The organism is Phocaeicola sartorii JCM 17136 = DSM 21941, assembly GCF_054653615.1.
The window spans coordinates 1,948,733-1,965,555 of record NZ_BAAIFW010000005.1 but is presented as its reverse complement, the minus strand read 5'-3'; the positions used below and the strand labels follow the sequence as shown (position 1 = coordinate 1,965,555).

Below are 16,823 nucleotides of genomic sequence, written 5' to 3'. Positions count from 1 at the left end.
GCACAAAGCAAATGTACTCTATAAAATAATGCTATTTATAAAAAACGTCTTTTTGTTAAGGGATTTGCATAAAAGAAGCTTTTTTATTATCTTAGCAGCATGAAGTTAACAGTTTGATAACTTTTCTACGAGAAATATGTTATTTATAGTATTCACTTTTTTAACAACCGTTTGCTTATGAAACAAAAGAATAAGATGTTATCCACCCATGGCATTAAAACACTATTCGAAACCCGATTAACCCAACTCACTTCATTGGCTTCAGAAAGCCAGGATGAAACAGCTTTTAAAAACAAGCTGAACGATTATCTATTATCCGGTCATATTTACAATCCTGCTGCCGCAAGGCAAATTAAAAGACTGATAGATAACGATGGAAAAACCATTTACGAAGCCTCTACAGAACAAGAGATTAAAATAGAAACCATCTCACTGCTTTGGAAGTTTTTAACGAATCGTATCATCAATGAAGAGATTTCCGTTGATTTATGGATGGACCTGTATCACCAGTTCGACCGGCTTTATCACGAAGAGGACGAACTTCCCAATGAAAAACAAGTGCAACAATGGATGAAACGCTGGCCCAGCGGACTGAATGACGATGTCCGGGCTATCCGCCACCAAAACAAAGAGCGTATCATCTCCCTTCTTATCCAGAAAATAGAAAACAGGCACGCGCCCTCAAGCCGTTACATTTTTCCCGAAGGAATCACCGGGGAGGAAAAGCGCCAACTGGTCTGCCAATGGTGGAATGAAGCCCGTTTCCATCTGGCTATGGCTGTAAAAAGCCCCACCGAACTGAACCGGATGTTAGGTAATTCCCTGCCGGAAGAAACTTTGCAGCTTTATCACAAAGCACGTAAGAAAAGAATGCCTGTCTTTATCACCCCTTACTATATTTCTTTGTTGAATCCTACGGGGAAAGGATATGATGATACAGCCATACGAAGCTATATCTTGTACTCTTCCCAATTGGTAGAAACCTACGGAAATATCCACGCCTGGGAAAAAGAAGATGTGGTGGAAGCCGGAAAGCCCAATGCCGCGGGATGGCTGTTGCCTGAAGGTCATAATATCCACCGGCGTTATCCCGATGTGGCCATTCTTATCCCCGACTCGATGGGACGAGCTTGCGGTGGCCTGTGTGCATCCTGCCAGCGCATGTACGACTTCCAAAGTGAACGCCTGAACTTCAACTTTGAGGAATTGAAGCCGAAAGAGAGCTGGGACAAAAGGTTGAAAAAACTGATGGAATACTTTGAGAACGACTCTCAACTCAGGGATATCCTGATTACGGGTGGGGATGCATTGATGAGCCAGAACAAGACCCTGCGCAATATACTGGAAGCCGTCTACAAAATGGCTGTCCGCAAGCGGAATGCAAACCTGCACCGTGCGGAAGGAGAAAAATACGCCGAGCTCCAGCGTGTACGCTTGGGAAGCCGGCTCCCTGTGTATCTGCCCATGCGAATCAATGACGAGCTATTGGAAATCTTACGCGAGTTCAAAGAAAAGGCATCTGCCATAGGAGTCAGCCAATTTCTGATTCAAACGCATTTCCAGACTCCACTGGAAGTAACACCCGAAGCGCGTGAAGCTATCCGCAAGATACTGGCAGCCGGATGGACTATCACCAATCAGTTAGTATATAATGTAGCGGCCTCCCGTCGCGGACATACCGCCAAACTGCGCAAAGTATTGAATGGGCTGGGTGTACTATGCTATTACACCTTCTCGGTAAAAGGTTTTGAAGAGAACTACGCGGTATTCACACCGAACAGCCGCTCCTTACAGGAGAAAGAAGAGGAAAAGGTATGGGGAAAACTTTCCGCAGAGCAAGAAAAGGAGTTCTTGAACTTGCTGAGAAACAGCAAGGACCGCGCCGCAGCCATACAGCGTTTCTGTACCTCCCACCAGATTCCTTTCGTAGCAACGGACCGCAGTGTGTTGAATCTGCCGGGCATAGGCAAAAGTATGACTTTTGTCACTATCGGTATGACGAAAGATGGAAAGCGGATGTTGGAATTTGACCATGATCCCACCCGCCAACATAGCCCGATCATTCATCAGATGGACAAAATATATATCAAGGAAAACAAATCTATCTGGCAATATATGTTGCAATTGCAGGAAATGGGCGAAAAGAAAGAAGAATATGCCAGTCTGTGGAGTTATATGGAAGGAGAAACGGAACACCGCTTCCCCTTATATAATTATCCCGATCCGGGGTTCCGGATTACAGAAAAGTATAGTCACTTGTCAGTAGTTGATAATAAATCAATCTGTTAATTTATCAATGTGCTAATGTGCCATGCGGAACAAAGCGTAACCTATTGACATATTAGCACATTGACAAATCAGCAGATTATTCAATTCGTAATCTTGATTCCCACAAAATACGTTCTAGGCTGTGTAGGCCCATAGAAATAACCCGAGTCACGATAACCCCCTTTGTCCAAATCCTTTTGGAAAGCATTGAAAATATTCTGTACTCCACCGTTTAATTGCAATTTGATATGGTCATTCAATACAAATGTGTAATTCAGTTTCACATTTAAATCAAAAAAATCAGGCGTATGTACCATTTCATCTTTAGCGATATACTGTCCTATATATTCCTCGGGCAACTCTGTCGGTGCGAAATGCGGCACATGCATCCGGCCTGTGTACACACCGGACAAAGAGCAGTCGAAATTCTTGAACGGAGCAGCTGTCAATGTGAAATAACCGTAATAGTCAGGAGTACGGGGCATCCGCTTCACCGGCGCTACCTCAGGATTCTCACTCCATGCCTCCAACTCGGTATATTCGCTGCGCTGTACCGTAAAGCCCACCTGTAAAGCCGCATCACGTCCATGTGCAATCTTTCCGTCCAGATTCACGCCATACACACGCGCCCCGTTACCGTTGCGACGCTCCTTCACCTTGTTACCGTCCTTGTCATGCCCCATATCCTCCAGTACAAACACATCATCCAATCCGGTATAGAACCCTTCCAATAACAAATTGGTCTGGAAATGACCGATATTTGCCGTCCAATCAACGGAGCCGCTGATGCTGTTGGAATGCTCCGGTTTCAGCCCTTCCGCCAACTTGATAAGTACACCCTCACCTCCTACTGCGGTAACATGCAAATCCTCATCGTATGCCTGCGGCGCACGGAAACCGGTAGACCAGGTAATACGTGCCTGCAATTTGTCATTCGGTTTGTAAAGCAGGTTCAGACGGGGGCTGAAGATAGGATTGTCAATCAAGTTATGATCATCCAGACGGAACCCGGCCAGGAATACAAACTGATTCATTTTCCATTCGTTCTGTACAAAAGCGCTGGCAATGCGCACATCTTGTTCCATATCACGGTGATAACCGGTCATAACATCGTGCAGGGAATTGTTCTGATACTCCAATCCGGCGGTAAAAGTAGCAGGAGAGAATAAAACTTTCTCAAAATTACCCACATACATGCCGCCTGCCACCCAAGTCAGGTCTTTCGTCTTTCCGTATGCATTCGCATCCTGCTGCGCACCATAATAACTGTTACGGTCGGTATGCTGGATGGAAGAATAGAAAGAAAGCTTATGTTTGTATTCTTTCCAAAACAGATCATAACTCAATCCGCCACTATTGATGACGTGCTTGGTCTGTTCGGTGATATCCGTTTCGTGCGGCTGCAAATCAAATTTATTTCCTCCGCGACGGAACTCATTCGTAGTGTGATATTCCAGACTGATACGGCTGAACTGCGTAGGACGGTAATAAGTACGCAACCCGAACGTATTCATGTTCAGCTTTCCCAACTCCGAGAAACCGTCTCCGTCCGCATCATACGGATTACGGTTCCGATAAGACTGATACAAAGCGATGCCATACGTATTGTCTTTTGACACCAAAGAGGTGTTGGCGCCCATATACTGCTCCCACACCTTGCCGTTCATATTAGACATCGTTGAAGAAACCTGAAATGAATTGTTGATGGGGTCTTTCGTGATGATATTGATGGTTCCGCCCACTGCATTAGCACCAAACAAGGCCGATCCTCCTCCGCGGACAACCTCCACACGCTCTATCATATTCACCGGAATCTGCTCCAAGCCATACACACCGGACAGAGCACTGACTACCGGACGGCTATTGATAAGAATCTGCGAATAAGGCCCTTCCAGCCCATTGATACGCACTTGAGGAAAGCCGCAATTCTGGCAGTTATTCTCCACACGCAATCCCGACTGATAGTTCAATGATTTAGCCAAATCGGTAGAATTCACTGACTCGAACAGTTTGGCATTCATCACATTGACCACCACCGGAGCTACCTTGCGACTTGTCTCATTGCGATTGGCCGACACCACCACCTCATCCGTCATGATACTTTCGTCGCTCATCAAAAAATGAACATCTACCGTGAAGTCGTTACTGACAGTCACTTTCTTTTCCTGTGTCTCATAGCCCAGTAGCTGAACCCTCAATGTGTACTTTCCTGCCGGAACCTTCTTGAAACGGAACTCGCCGTCCTCATTACTCACCGTACCCTGTCCAGTCTCCACAATCAATATGGTGGCATACGGAAGGCTATTCTCCGTACCCTTTTCTACTACATGACCAGAAATCACATTTCCTTCCTTCACAGGATTTACATCTTCTGCATACGCGTTGATACCCGCACCCATCACCATGAGCACGAGTAACAGAATATATTGTTTCATCTATTTTTTCTATTACTAAAATGTTTCGGTTTATTTAATTAAAGAACGTGTATAAGTCCTATGACAAAAACACATTTCACCTGTTGGAGGAATCGTCCGAACGTATTCCATCAACAGCTATACCTTATTTCAGCAATAAAAAGGAGGGGCACGCAAGCGGACACATTGCATGTAAGGCGCTTTCGTGCGGAAAGTTTTTGTTTTATATCCCAGAACATACAGCACAGGACGGAACACGGTCACCTCAGTCTGCGCCTCGGCCTCCAATGTTTGAATAACGCTCAGATGAGCAATGGAGATAACCTGTCCTGTGGTATGCGTATGATGTTTGCCGGACGAAGGATGAGAGTGTACAATCATCACCCCGTTCACAATATGAACGTGGGTAAACAAGGTGATGCTTACCTGATACGTTAAAAACAGCGTCAGCAGTAATAACGGGGCTACTATGTACCTTCTCTTGCTCAACTATTTATTTCTTTTCCTCGCCAAACAGCCATTGATAGTCTTTTTTTGCGGCAGGCACAGTCCATTCCTCCGGAACAAACTTCCACTGGTGCATAGCATGAGGATGCAGCACTTTTTCCTGCTCGATATATTGCATCAGATAATAACGCAAATCTTTATCGGTTGCAAAGATAATACGTTTGGGCAAATCTTCCTTCGGAATTCCTGCTCCAAGAGTCAATAAATCTCCGCCACCGTTTCCACGATAAGAATTCAAAGCCACTTTATAAACCTTATCCATACTGAAAGGACTCCCGTCCGACATGCTCAGAACCGTTATTTTCTCTCCTGCCGGCTTGGTCACATCCACCGTATAGTTAATACCTGCAGCAGAGTCAAAGTTAAAACTGAAATTCTTGAAACTAGCATGTTTGCCCTTCTCTATCGGTTCTTTGAAAAGCATCAGATGGTCTTCGGGACTCTTCATCTGATTCGTCCAAATGGCGTAGGCCATTTCCAGAAAACCTTTAATTTCCTTGCCCGATAGCTTCATCACATACAACATGTTCTCATACTTGTACAGATTAAACATGTCACTCACATAAATATCCCCTTCTTTAATCTCTGCCCGAAAGGACAGCGGAGCGGAGAAGGACACTTCTGCTCCCGAAATTTCCAACTGTAACTGATGAATCAGATCTATAAACGGAGAAGAACCGAAATAGGCATCCTTCGCAGTGATCGTACGCGAGATAGTCCCGATCTTACGAGATACAAAATCATTCACAGCTTTATATTGAGGGGCAAACTTCTCCATAAACTCCTCACTGACAGGATACTTGTTCATATCCACCAATCTGCCTTCCACAGACTTCGCTGTCACTTTCCCACCTTTCTTTGTTATGGTCAGTGTCACCTCCGAGACCACATTGGCATTACTTGCCGGGTCAATGACCAGTACACTGTCCCCCGCCACATTCTGTACCTTGACACATTCCCTCGTATGGTCGTGCCCCATCAGCACCACATCAAATCCCGGAACCCGTTTGGCAACATCCATAGAAGCATCTTCTATGACCTGTCCCAGCACATTACCAGACTTTCCGGCATGAAACAACCCTATAAGGATATCGGGGTTCTCTTTTTTCTTTATAATCTCCACCCACTTACGTGCGCAAGGCTCCATTTCCTCAAAATGCAGACCACTCCATAACTTCTCCGGCAGCCACGAAGGAATGGCCGGAGTAATCATACCCAGGACCGCTATCCTCACCCCGTCGCGTTCCAACACTTCGTAGGGTTTCAAGTAAGGCTTCCCGGTGGCGTTATCTATGATGTTAGCTCCCAGTACCGGAAAATCGCACTGCCGTACCCAACGGTCGTACACCGCATGCCCGGTCTCTATGTCATGGTTGCCCATATTGCTGACCACATACCCCATATCATTCATCATATCTGCCGCAACATGAACGGAGACCGTATCTATAAAATTATAATAGTAGGCCGTAGGCTGCCCTTGCAGGATATCCCCATTATCCATCAGCAGGCAATTATCCCCATATTTCTCACGCTGTTCTCTCACAAACGAATGAACACGAGACAAACCTCCGCTCCATTCCTTCCGCTCAATGAAATTATACGGAAAGAAATTCCCGTGCACATCACTGGTTTCTATAATCTTGATAACCACTTCTTTCTGATTATTGGATGCAGCCAACTGCATGCCCGCCCATACCAAAAGGGCGCTGATACAAACAATATATTTCATTTCTCTATTCTTTTTTCTTTAAAGGATGCGTGAACACAAACCGTGCTCCTTCCGTATAATCCTTATCCACCCAAATCTTACCTCCCAGATTCTCCACGATCAACCTACTGATAGACAGTCCCAGCCCGGTCCCCTGAGAATACTCATTCAATTTCTCGAAACGTTCAAAAATCTTATCGCATTTGTCGGGCGGAATGCCGCAACCTGTATCGGAAATCGAAAACTTCAATTGATTATATCGCTTGTCTATGCTGAGAGCCAATTTTATTGAACCCGACGGGGTAAACTTGGCGGCATTGGACAACAAATTAATCAACACCTGCTTCAGCCGCTGGGCATCCGTCCGGATCATCCGTGAGGTCACGGGAGTCTCGAACAGAAATATGGCGCTGGTCTTACGTCCGCACTCTACTGTAGACAAAGCCGTTTGACACAGCTCCACCACATCACACTCCTCCCATACGAATTTTATTCTTCCGGATTCCATACGCGAGATGTCCAATATATCATTTATCAGGTGCAGCAACAAATCGGAATTCTTCTGAATGATATCACAATACTGCGCTTTCTCGTCAGGAGAAAAGTCATCACTGACCAACACACTGGAAAATCCCACAATGGCATTCAACGGAGTGCGTATCTCATGGCTCATGTTAGCCAGGAAAGCCGTCTTCAGCCTGTTGGATTCCTCCGCCTTCTCCTTGGCCACCAGCAACTCCTCACCGGACACCTCCAGATTATGTTTCAAGTGATTGATACGGATAATATAATATATGGCTATCAAGAAGCAGGCGATAAGAAATACAAACGCCGAGACAACTCCTATGACCCAATATTTATACTGCTCATAGAACGAAGGAGTCTTGTTCACCAGTACTGCCCCCTGAGGAAGATTCAATGAATCCAAATTGAATTCGTGCAAACGCTTCACATCAAAAGTATAGTTTCCGGGGATCGTCACCAAATCCATCCCTTCTCTGTTTCCTTTATCCAGAAAGTCATAAGCAACCGCACCTATATCCTTTCCCACCGCATGATACTCTGGGGTATATCCTCCCAATGCCCAATGACCCAATCCCACAGATGCGATAGTAAATACCGGCAAGGTGGGATTCGCATCGCGCAGCATGTAAGTCGTGTTACCAATCACATAACTCTCCGTACAGTCCACACGCCATGTTCCCAGCAACACACACGTATTTTGAGGTAATCCGCGCATCCTTTCGCTCACTTCCATAAAGGTTTCCGTACGGCCGTCCAGCCAGATTGTCTCCAAATCGGGGTACTTCTTCATCTCCTTCTTAACCAAAGCATGCATGGACAACCCGCCATAGGTATTATCCGATATAAATGCCACGCGACGCATATCCGGATAGAAGCGCCGCATCAACTCTATGTTTTTATCGACATCGTATTCATACACATAACCGGCAACAATATTATAATCGTTGAAATCCGTATAGACATTCTTACTTTCAGGTTCCCAAGTCCGCGTGTCGATGCTGTCATCGGGCAATACCAATCCGTTAACGCTGACCATGCCGCAGACAGACGGAGTCTTTTTAGCAATCTCCGTATCTTGCGAAATATAAGCCGACCATGCCTCCTGCCCCAGCAATATGACCAATGACGGGCGGTTCTCCCCCTTATATTTATCAAGGATGGAAGCCATACGGGATTTCCACAGATGAGCCTCGGACAAATTCTTGCAGTTCATGCTCTCTATGATGGGTGTATGCCTGCCTCCACGCAGCCGGTATTCATCCATAAAAGCAGACAAGTTGTCAGAAATGCTACGGGTTTCGGGATTGTAAGAGGTGACAATAAGGATAGGCCCTTCCGAGATCTTTCCTACCTTTGCCGAACATAGAGCAACCTTCGAAAGCAGCAGGACAAATAGCATAAAAAACTTGAATATGATTGCCGATCCCCTCATTTCCTTTAGAATGATTTTAAAAAATTCGCTGCAAATATAATAAAATAAAAACAGTCCACAACCAATTGGCATGTATTTTGTTTCCTTTAAAGCAGATGAAATTTAACTATTATACAATATGGCTTACATAGACTATTACAAAGTATTGGGTGTGGAGAAAAGCGCCACCCAAGATGATATCAAGAAGGCTTTCCGTAAGTTGGCCCGCAAATATCATCCTGACCTGAATCCGAATGACCCTGCGGCCAAAGATAAATTTCAGGAGATAAATGAAGCCAACGAAGTATTGAGCGATCCGGAGAAGCGCAAGAAATACGATGAATACGGCGAACACTGGAAACACGCCGATGAATTTGAGAAACAAAAGCAGCAATACGGAGGAGCCGGCGGATTCGGAGGATTTGGCGGAGCCGGAAGCGGATTCGGCACGGACGGCAATGGCAGCTACTGGTATTCCGGTAATGGAGGAGAAGGATTTGGCGGCGCACATTTCGGCGGCAGTGAGGGTGGTTTCTCTGATTTTTTTGAGGAACTGTTCGGACATCGTGGCGGTGCAAACGGCAGACGAGGTGCCGGATTCCGTGGACAGGACTATAATGCGGAATTACAACTCTCGTTACGTGAAGCCGCCGAAACACACAAGCAAGTGCTCAATGTGAACGGAAAAAATATACGTATCACTGTCCCGGCAGGTATAGCCAACGGACAGACTATCAAATTGCGTGGTCATGGCGCACCGGGGGTGAACGGTGGTCCCGCCGGCGATCTGTACATCACCTTTGTCATTCCGGACGACCCTGTATTCAAACGTCTGGGGAATGACTTGTACATCAATGCTCCTCTCAGCCTCTACACCGCCGTACTGGGTGGTGAGGAGACAGTGGACACACTGAACGGCAAGGTAAAACTGAAAGTAAAGCCTGAAACCCAAAACGGAACCAAAGTCCGTTTAAAAGGCAAAGGCTTCCCTGTTTACAAGGAAGAAGGTAAATTTGGCGACTTGATAGTAACCTACAATGTCACCATTCCCAGCAACCTTACCGAACATCAGAAAGAGCTGTTCCGCCAATTAAAAGATAGTAGCAATTAAAAAAAGAGAAGGATTATGCAGACCGATTTAATTATTATCAACGATTTTTGCGACCGTTGCCATGTAGACCCTTCGTTCATCATGGAACTGGAAGAGGACGGACTGATCGAAGTTCAGGTGATTGACGAGGAACGCTACCTCCCCGCATCCCAGCTGGCGGAACTGGAGCGTTACACACATTTATATTATGACCTGTCCATCAACATTGCAGGAATCGACGCCATCCATCACATGCTGGAACGTATAGAACTCCTGCAACGGGAAGTACATTCACTGAGGAATGAACTGGGATTCTATAAATAGTGGCCCCATCACCATTTTCCCCATACCCAAGACAACGGGTGGCGCCGGTTCCGGCCCGCCCGTTGTCTTTTTCTAACAAATCCCCTTGTATAAAGCAAATTATATCCGAAACAGATCATCCATTTCTCCCACCCGCTTCTTCGAAGCAGTAGAGATTTAGTGGCACTTTTTCATCCGCAAGCCTTGGGAGTTAGCTCCAAAGGCTATGGAGATAGAATACATCCGTATAAAAAGACTTAACCTGGAAATAGAAAAGGCTTATGTATAGAGAGGAGTATGACAGGTATCCATTTTACACAAACACACGTAACATTATCGCCCATCTTCCTTTGAGATGATCCCTTTCTCATCATCTTCACTGCCCCCCTGAAAGATTTTTTCATTCATTTCCTCACTTTTTCCACTTTATCATCCTTCGTTTGGCCTAAAATCACTATCTTTGCAACCTTAAAAGCAGCCGGCCGGTCTGTCGCTGACGCCGCAAGGCGGAAGAGGAAAGTCCGGGCAACGCAGAGCATCCTACTTCCTAACAGAAAGCCATCTGCGAAGGTGGAGTAACGTAGAAGAGAACAACCGCCACACTTCCTACGGGAAGCGGGGTAAGGGTGAGAAGGTGGGGTAAGAGCCCACCAGCCGCATGGTGACATGACGGGCTGTACGTCTTAGGAGTTGTAAGGTCATGTAAACCGACATTATGAGGGTTGCTCGCCCCACGTCGGAGGGTAGACCGCTAGAGCCTGTTGGTGACAACAGGCGTAGATAAATGGCAGACACTTCGCTGCAAGGCGAGGAACAGAACCCGGCTTACAGGCCGGCTGCTTTTTTTCATATATCCTAATAAAGAGTCTATGAGTACCATGAACAAGGAAAAACTGAAAGGTCTGCAGTCGTTTCTCAAAGATGATATATGGCGGGTGACAGAAGACGAGGTTAGTAAATCCCGCGGAATACTCTATAATGCAATAAAGATCGCCACTCTTTCCGTCCGTGAGTTCACCCAGGGACGTATTTTGAATAAAGCATCCGCACTGACATACAGCACCCTGCTTTCCATTATCCCCATTCTGGCCATCCTATTCGCCATCGCACGTGGCTTCGGCTTCTCCAACTTGCTGGAAAACCAGTTCCGAAGTGGCCTTGAAGGACAAAGCGCCGCCGCCGAAACCATCCTCGGGCTGATTGACTCCTATCTGGTACATGCCAAAAGCGGAATCTTTATCGGAGTGGGGCTGGTCATGCTGTTCTGGACCATTCTGAGCCTGACTTACAACATCGAGCGCACGTTCAATTATATATGGCAAGTAAAGAAACCTCGCACGTTGTATCGCAAAATGACAGATTATTTCTCTATCCTGCTCTTGCTGCCTCTGCTCATCGTACTCTCCAGCGGTCTTACTATCTTCATGTCCACCATGGTGAAAAATATGGAGGACTTCGTGCTGTTGGCACCATTGATGAAATTTCTGGTACGCCTGGTTCCTTTCGTCCTGACTTGGGCCATGTTCACGGGGCTGTTCGTCTTTATGCCCAACACCAAGGTGAAGTTGAAATATGCTATCATTCCGGGCATTATTGCAGGTACCGCCTTTCAGGCTTTCCAATACCTGTATATCGGCAGTCAGATATGGGTGTCGAGATACAATGCAATCTATGGTAGTTTCGCCGCTATCCCGATGTTCCTGTTATGGGCACAGATTTCATGGGGAATCTGCCTGTATGGCGCAGAACTCTGCTATGTGGCACAGAACCTGCGCAACTACAGCTTCAGCAAAGAGACGGCAAATATCAGCCGCCGTTATCACGACTTCCTGTGCATTCTCATCATGTCCCTGATATGCAAACGTTTTGAGACGGAAGAAGCTCCCTATACTGCCGAGACACTCAGCGACGAACATAAAATCCCGATAAGGCTTACCAAAAAAATTCTATATGAGCTACAGGATATGCACATGATTTATGAAACCTCCATGGACAGTGACGACGAAAGCATAGGCTATCTGCCTTCAGTAGATATCAACCGGATGAACGTAGCCATGCTGCTGAACAGGCTGGACATAGCCGGAACGGAAGCCTTCAAGATAGACCGAAAACGATACAGCGGCCCTTGGGAGGCATTGGCCAATGCCCGTGAAGATTATTATCAAAGCACCAGCAAGATATTACTGAAAGATTTATAATGCTGATATTAAAATTTACCACAGACTGCACAGATTCTTTTTTCAATAAAAGGCGATGCGGATCAAAGCCTCCCTTTTTCATCTTTAATGACCTGTGTAATCTGTGGTGAAAGAATCAGGAGAACTGCATCATGCGGCTTAAATATTTGCCGATGATATCAAACTCTATATTCACAATGCTTCCTACTTTAAAGGTATGGAAATTAGTATGCTCGTAAGTATAAGGAATGATGGCAACCTGAAAGGTATCCTCCGTAGGATTACAAACGGTCAGACTCACACCGTTCACCGTAACCGAGCCCTTGTCCACCGTGATGTAACCGCGCTTCGCCATTTCCTTGTCAAATGCATATCTGAAAGTAAAATACCAGCTTCCTTCAGCATCTTTTATATCCATGCATTCGGCAGTCTGGTCCACATGTCCCTGCACAATATGGCCGTCCAGCCGTCCGTTCATCATCATGCTGCGCTCCACGTTCACTTTATCTCCCACTTTCAGCAAGCCGATATTGGAACGCTCTATCGTTTCTTTCATGGCAGTCACCGTGTACGTGCCATCCTGCAAACTGACTACCGTCAGGCACACACCGTTATGAGAGATACTCTGGTCTATTTTCAGTTCGTCCACAAACGAACATTTCAAGGTGAGGTGCAGATTTTCCTGCTCCTTTACAATGCGTACCACCTCTGCATATTCTTCTACAATCCCTGAGAACATAAGTTTTAATCTTTAATTAATTAGGTTTCGAGAACAAAGATAGAACAAAAAACACAAATATTCGAAACTTACCGGCGGTTAATGGTGAATGCCCAACGATTCGTCGCTCATCCACGGCTTTTTCATTTAAGTTTTGAATTGGGCGTACAATTCTCCTACCCATATCAGTGCGGTATGTTATCTTTATTTTGCCGTCAGGACTACCGGCTTATCCTTAAATACAATAATAAGTTGCACCCACTTATGCCCTCATGCCCTCACTTTCTCCAATAACCTTCTCATTATAAATCCATTACACACAGTGAGGGCATACAAAAAAGTGAGGGCAATGCTCTCACTTTTTTGTATGCCCTCACTCCTAATCCCCCGTATTTATCACTTAAAACACTTATTCACAATATGATACCCATTTGCAAGCTTATAAATCGGTTGTTTGGGAAAGTCCCCTATTTTTCAGCTTTTCTTCCTCGCACAAACGTCATAAATAGTGGCAGCCGTAGTTTGTGTCATACTGTTCTTCTTTGATGACTGAAAGTTCAATATTCATTAACCACGAACGTGGTTAAGTCTATTCACCTTGGTGATTAACTTTAACCACCCTAGTGGTTAGACTTAACCACTAGGGTGGATAAGCAATTACAAACGTATAAAAGTAAGAAAAGAAAAGGGAGAAAACAACTAAGAGACAGGGAAATACGCACACACAGACTACCGCCGCCCCGATGCACAAGCCATGCAGCTGCTTTATAAGAACGAACGTTATGGGTTGAATGATGAAAAAGAGAAGGTACTGCGGCAAAACAACACCGAATTTAAGCAAAATAGCCGTGTCACCAATCTGCCTTTTTTATATATTCAAAACAAAATAAGCAGTCCGATTCTTTTTTTTATTATATATTTGCACTTTATACATTGCAAACTTATTAAAAACGAACTATGGATAGCACAAAGATTGTTGGTGAAAAGATAAAATCACTACGTGAAACAAAAGAAATCAGTATAGCCGAACTGGCCGTACGCTCGGGTCTTGCCGAAGAACAAATAGAACGGATAGAGAACAATGTAGATCTCCCCTCATTGGCTCCCCTCATCAAGATAGCCCGTGCGTTAGGAGTACGTCTGGGCACTTTTCTGGACGATCAGGAAGAACAAGGGGCAGTGATCTGCCGGAAACAAGAGAGTGAGGACACCATCAGTTTCTCGAACAACGCGATGGATCTGCGTACACACATGCGTTATCACTCACTGTCAAAATCAAAAGCGGACAAGCACATGGAACCTTTCATCGTGGACGTGGAGCCGACAGAGGAAACCCACTTCTCGCTTTCCTCTCATGAAGGCGAAGAGTTTATCTATGTCATGGAAGGCACCATCGAAGTATGCCACGGTAAAAAATGCCATCTGATTGAAGCCGGAGACAGTATTTATTATGATTCTATCGTTCCGCATCACGTACACGGATATCAAGGACAAGCCGCCAAAATACTGGCCGTTATCTATACCCCTATTTGATTTATGATGGAATTAAGCACGAGAACCCTGGGTGACTGGCTCGAACATTGGGCCCTCACCACCCCCGATAAGGAATATATCGTATATTCTGACCGGAACCTACGCTTCACCTGGCAACAATTCAACGAACGTGTGGACCACATGGCCAAAGGACTGCTCGCCATCGGTGTGAAGCGGGAAACCCACGTAGGCATCTGGGCAGGTAATGTGCCCGACTGGCTGACTTTTCTATACGCTTGCGCCAAAATCGGCGCTGTGGCCGTAACTGTAAATACCAACTACAAACAAGCGGAACTGGAATATCTCTGTCAGAACTCGGACATGCACACACTGTGTATCGTGAACGGTGACCGTGGCAGTGACGACTATGTGAACATGGTCTACGCCATGCTGCCCGAACTAAAGACCAGCCAGCGCGGATATCTGAAGAGCAAACGCTTCCCCTGCATGAAGAACGTGATTTACATCGGTCCCGAGAAATACCGGGGCATGTACAACACTTCCGAGATTCTGCTTCTGGGATGTAACATAGACGATGACGAGCTGCTGGAAGCGAAAGCGAAAGTGGACTGCCACGACACGGTGAACATGCAGTACACTTCGGGCACGACCGGTTTCCCCAAAGGAGTCATGCTCACCCATTACAACATCAGTAACAACGGTTTCCTGACGGGTGAGCACATGAAATTCACTTCCGAAGACAAATTATGCGTCTGTGTACCCCTATTCCATTGCTTCGGAGTGGTGTTGGCCACCATGAACTGCCTTACCCATGGATGCACACAGGTGATGGTAGAACGTTTCGACCCGCTGCTGGTGCTCGCCTCCATCCACAAGGAACGCTGCACGGCCTTATACGGGGTTCCTACCATGTTCATTGCCGAGCTGAACCATCCCATGTTCGATATGTTCGATATGTCCAGTCTGCGTACCGGCATTATGGCAGGATCGCTCTGTCCGGTGGAACTGATGAAGCGTGTGGAAGAGAAAATGTTTATGAAGGTCACCAGTGTGTACGGGCTCACAGAGGCCTCTCCCGGCATGACTGCCTCACGCATCGACGATCCGTTTGATGTACGCTGCAACACAGTGGGGCATGACTTCGAGTTTACGGAAGTGAAAGTGATCGACCCGGAAACAGGCGAGGAATGTCCCGTAGGCGTACAAGGCGAGATGTGCAACAAAGGGTATAACACCATGAAGGGATATTACAAAAACCCCGAAGCAACCGCCGAAGTGATAGACCAGAACGGCTTTCTCCACTCAGGAGACCTGGGAGTGAAAGACGAAGAGGGAAACTATCGTATCACAGGCCGGATAAAAGACATGATTATCCGTGGCGGAGAGAATATCTATCCACGGGAAATAGAAGAGTTCCTGTATCAGCTGGAAGGGATAAAGGATGTGCAGGTAGCCGGTATTCCCTCCAAGAAATACGGAGAAGCGGTAGGTGCATTCATCATCTTGCACGAAGGGGTGGAAATGAACGAATTCGATGTACGCGACTTTTGCGACGGCAAGATAGCCCGCTACAAAATTCCTAAATACATCTTCTTTGTTGATGAGTTCCCTATGACGGGCAGCGGGAAGATACAGAAATTCAAGTTAAAGGATGTGGGTCTGGAATTATGCCGGAAACAAGGGATCGAGATTATTTAATCCAGCCTGCCCTTGCATGAAAGAGTTGAATTAAGTTCTACAGTCACGGAGAGGAATACATTGCACGGATTCTTCTCCGTGGTTTTGTATCGGGTATTGAAACCGGACAGAAGATGCGAACCTCACGTTACTCCATAAAAAAAGGAGCAACGCCTTGCTCCAACCTTTTGTTAACCTTAAATCTAATACTATGAAAAACACACATGCAAATATACGTACTTTCCCGCTATCTGCAAATTTAAGAAGCTTTTAAGGGCTTATTATAGTATTGTTTAATAAGAACAACAATCCCTTTAACATTTCAAGTTAAAAAAGGCGCTTACTTTTAACAAACAAAAAGGTTATTCCGGAATTCGGAACAACCTTTCTATATTTTTATAGTAGACGCTTCTACTTCAGATGCAACTACTTCTCTCAAGCCGATTGCAATCTTCAACCTTTAATCTAATACTATGAAAAACACATTTATATAACACGGCAGTAATAAGAATTGTTCAGCCGCAAGTCATT

The 16,823-nt window shown here is 45.7% G+C and carries 11 protein-coding genes and 1 other RNA gene; 7 read left to right on the top strand and 5 right to left on the bottom strand.

The window, feature by feature from the left end:
* Positions 1-177 precede the first annotated feature (177 nt).
* Positions 178-2,289, top strand: a complete 2,112-nt coding sequence (locus ACYQ0C_RS08245) for a KamA family radical SAM protein (protein ID WP_016276306.1) — start codon at positions 178-180, stop codon at positions 2,287-2,289.
* Between the two features lie 80 nt (positions 2,290-2,369).
* On the opposite strand, the gene ACYQ0C_RS08240 is transcribed toward ACYQ0C_RS08245, so the two are convergent.
* The 4 genes from ACYQ0C_RS08240 to ACYQ0C_RS08225 all read right to left on the bottom strand — a co-directional run bounded on the left by ACYQ0C_RS08240 (position 2,370) and on the right by ACYQ0C_RS08225 (position 8,926).
* Positions 2,370-4,703, bottom strand: coding sequence for a TonB-dependent receptor (locus ACYQ0C_RS08240; protein WP_016276305.1), 2,334 nt, complete (start codon positions 4,701-4,703; stop codon positions 2,370-2,372).
* A gap of 129 nt (positions 4,704-4,832) precedes the next feature.
* Positions 4,833-5,171: a hypothetical protein gene (locus ACYQ0C_RS08235; protein ID WP_025076827.1), complete on the bottom strand. Its 339-nt coding sequence runs from the start codon at positions 5,169-5,171 to the stop codon at positions 4,833-4,835.
* A 4-nt stretch (positions 5,172-5,175) separates the two neighbouring features.
* On the bottom strand, positions 5,176-6,918 hold the full coding sequence (locus ACYQ0C_RS08230; RefSeq protein ID WP_016276303.1) for a bifunctional metallophosphatase/5'-nucleotidase: 1,743 nt from the start codon (positions 6,916-6,918) through the stop codon (positions 5,176-5,178).
* A gap of 4 nt (positions 6,919-6,922) precedes the next feature.
* Entirely contained in the window at positions 6,923-8,926 is a 2,004-nt protein-coding gene (locus ACYQ0C_RS08225; protein WP_025018496.1) for a sensor histidine kinase, read from the bottom strand.
* Between the two features lie 46 nt (positions 8,927-8,972).
* Here ACYQ0C_RS08225 and ACYQ0C_RS08220 point away from each other — a divergent pair, with 46 nt between their 5' ends.
* The 4 genes from ACYQ0C_RS08220 to ACYQ0C_RS08205 all read left to right on the top strand — a co-directional run bounded on the left by ACYQ0C_RS08220 (position 8,973) and on the right by ACYQ0C_RS08205 (position 12,424).
* Positions 8,973-9,944, top strand: a complete 972-nt coding sequence (locus tag ACYQ0C_RS08220; RefSeq protein ID WP_016276301.1) for a DnaJ C-terminal domain-containing protein — start codon at positions 8,973-8,975, stop codon at positions 9,942-9,944.
* Between the two features lie 15 nt (positions 9,945-9,959).
* Positions 9,960-10,247, top strand: coding sequence for a chaperone modulator CbpM (locus ACYQ0C_RS08215; RefSeq protein ID WP_016276300.1), 288 nt, complete (start codon positions 9,960-9,962; stop codon positions 10,245-10,247).
* A 453-nt stretch (positions 10,248-10,700) separates the two neighbouring features.
* Positions 10,701-11,070: RNase P RNA component class A (gene rnpB / locus ACYQ0C_RS08210), an RNA gene on the top strand.
* 25 nt (positions 11,071-11,095) lie between these two features.
* Complete coding sequence (locus tag ACYQ0C_RS08205; RefSeq protein ID WP_016276299.1) at positions 11,096-12,424, top strand: YihY/virulence factor BrkB family protein; 1,329 nt, start codon at positions 11,096-11,098, stop codon at positions 12,422-12,424.
* A gap of 115 nt (positions 12,425-12,539) precedes the next feature.
* Here the strand turns inward: ACYQ0C_RS08205 and ACYQ0C_RS08200 are convergent, their stop codons facing one another.
* Complete coding sequence (locus tag ACYQ0C_RS08200) at positions 12,540-13,142, bottom strand: riboflavin synthase (protein ID WP_005843829.1); 603 nt, start codon at positions 13,140-13,142, stop codon at positions 12,540-12,542.
* A 936-nt stretch (positions 13,143-14,078) separates the two neighbouring features.
* Here ACYQ0C_RS08200 and ACYQ0C_RS08195 point away from each other — a divergent pair.
* Positions 14,079-14,654 (top strand): helix-turn-helix domain-containing protein, encoded by a 576-nt coding sequence (locus ACYQ0C_RS08195; protein WP_016276298.1) that lies wholly within the window; start codon positions 14,079-14,081, stop codon positions 14,652-14,654.
* 3 nt (positions 14,655-14,657) lie between these two features.
* A complete protein-coding gene (locus ACYQ0C_RS08190) occupies positions 14,658-16,313 on the top strand; it encodes an AMP-binding protein (protein ID WP_016276297.1) in 1,656 nt (551 codons plus the stop codon).
* The last annotated feature ends 510 nt before the right edge of the window (positions 16,314-16,823 follow it).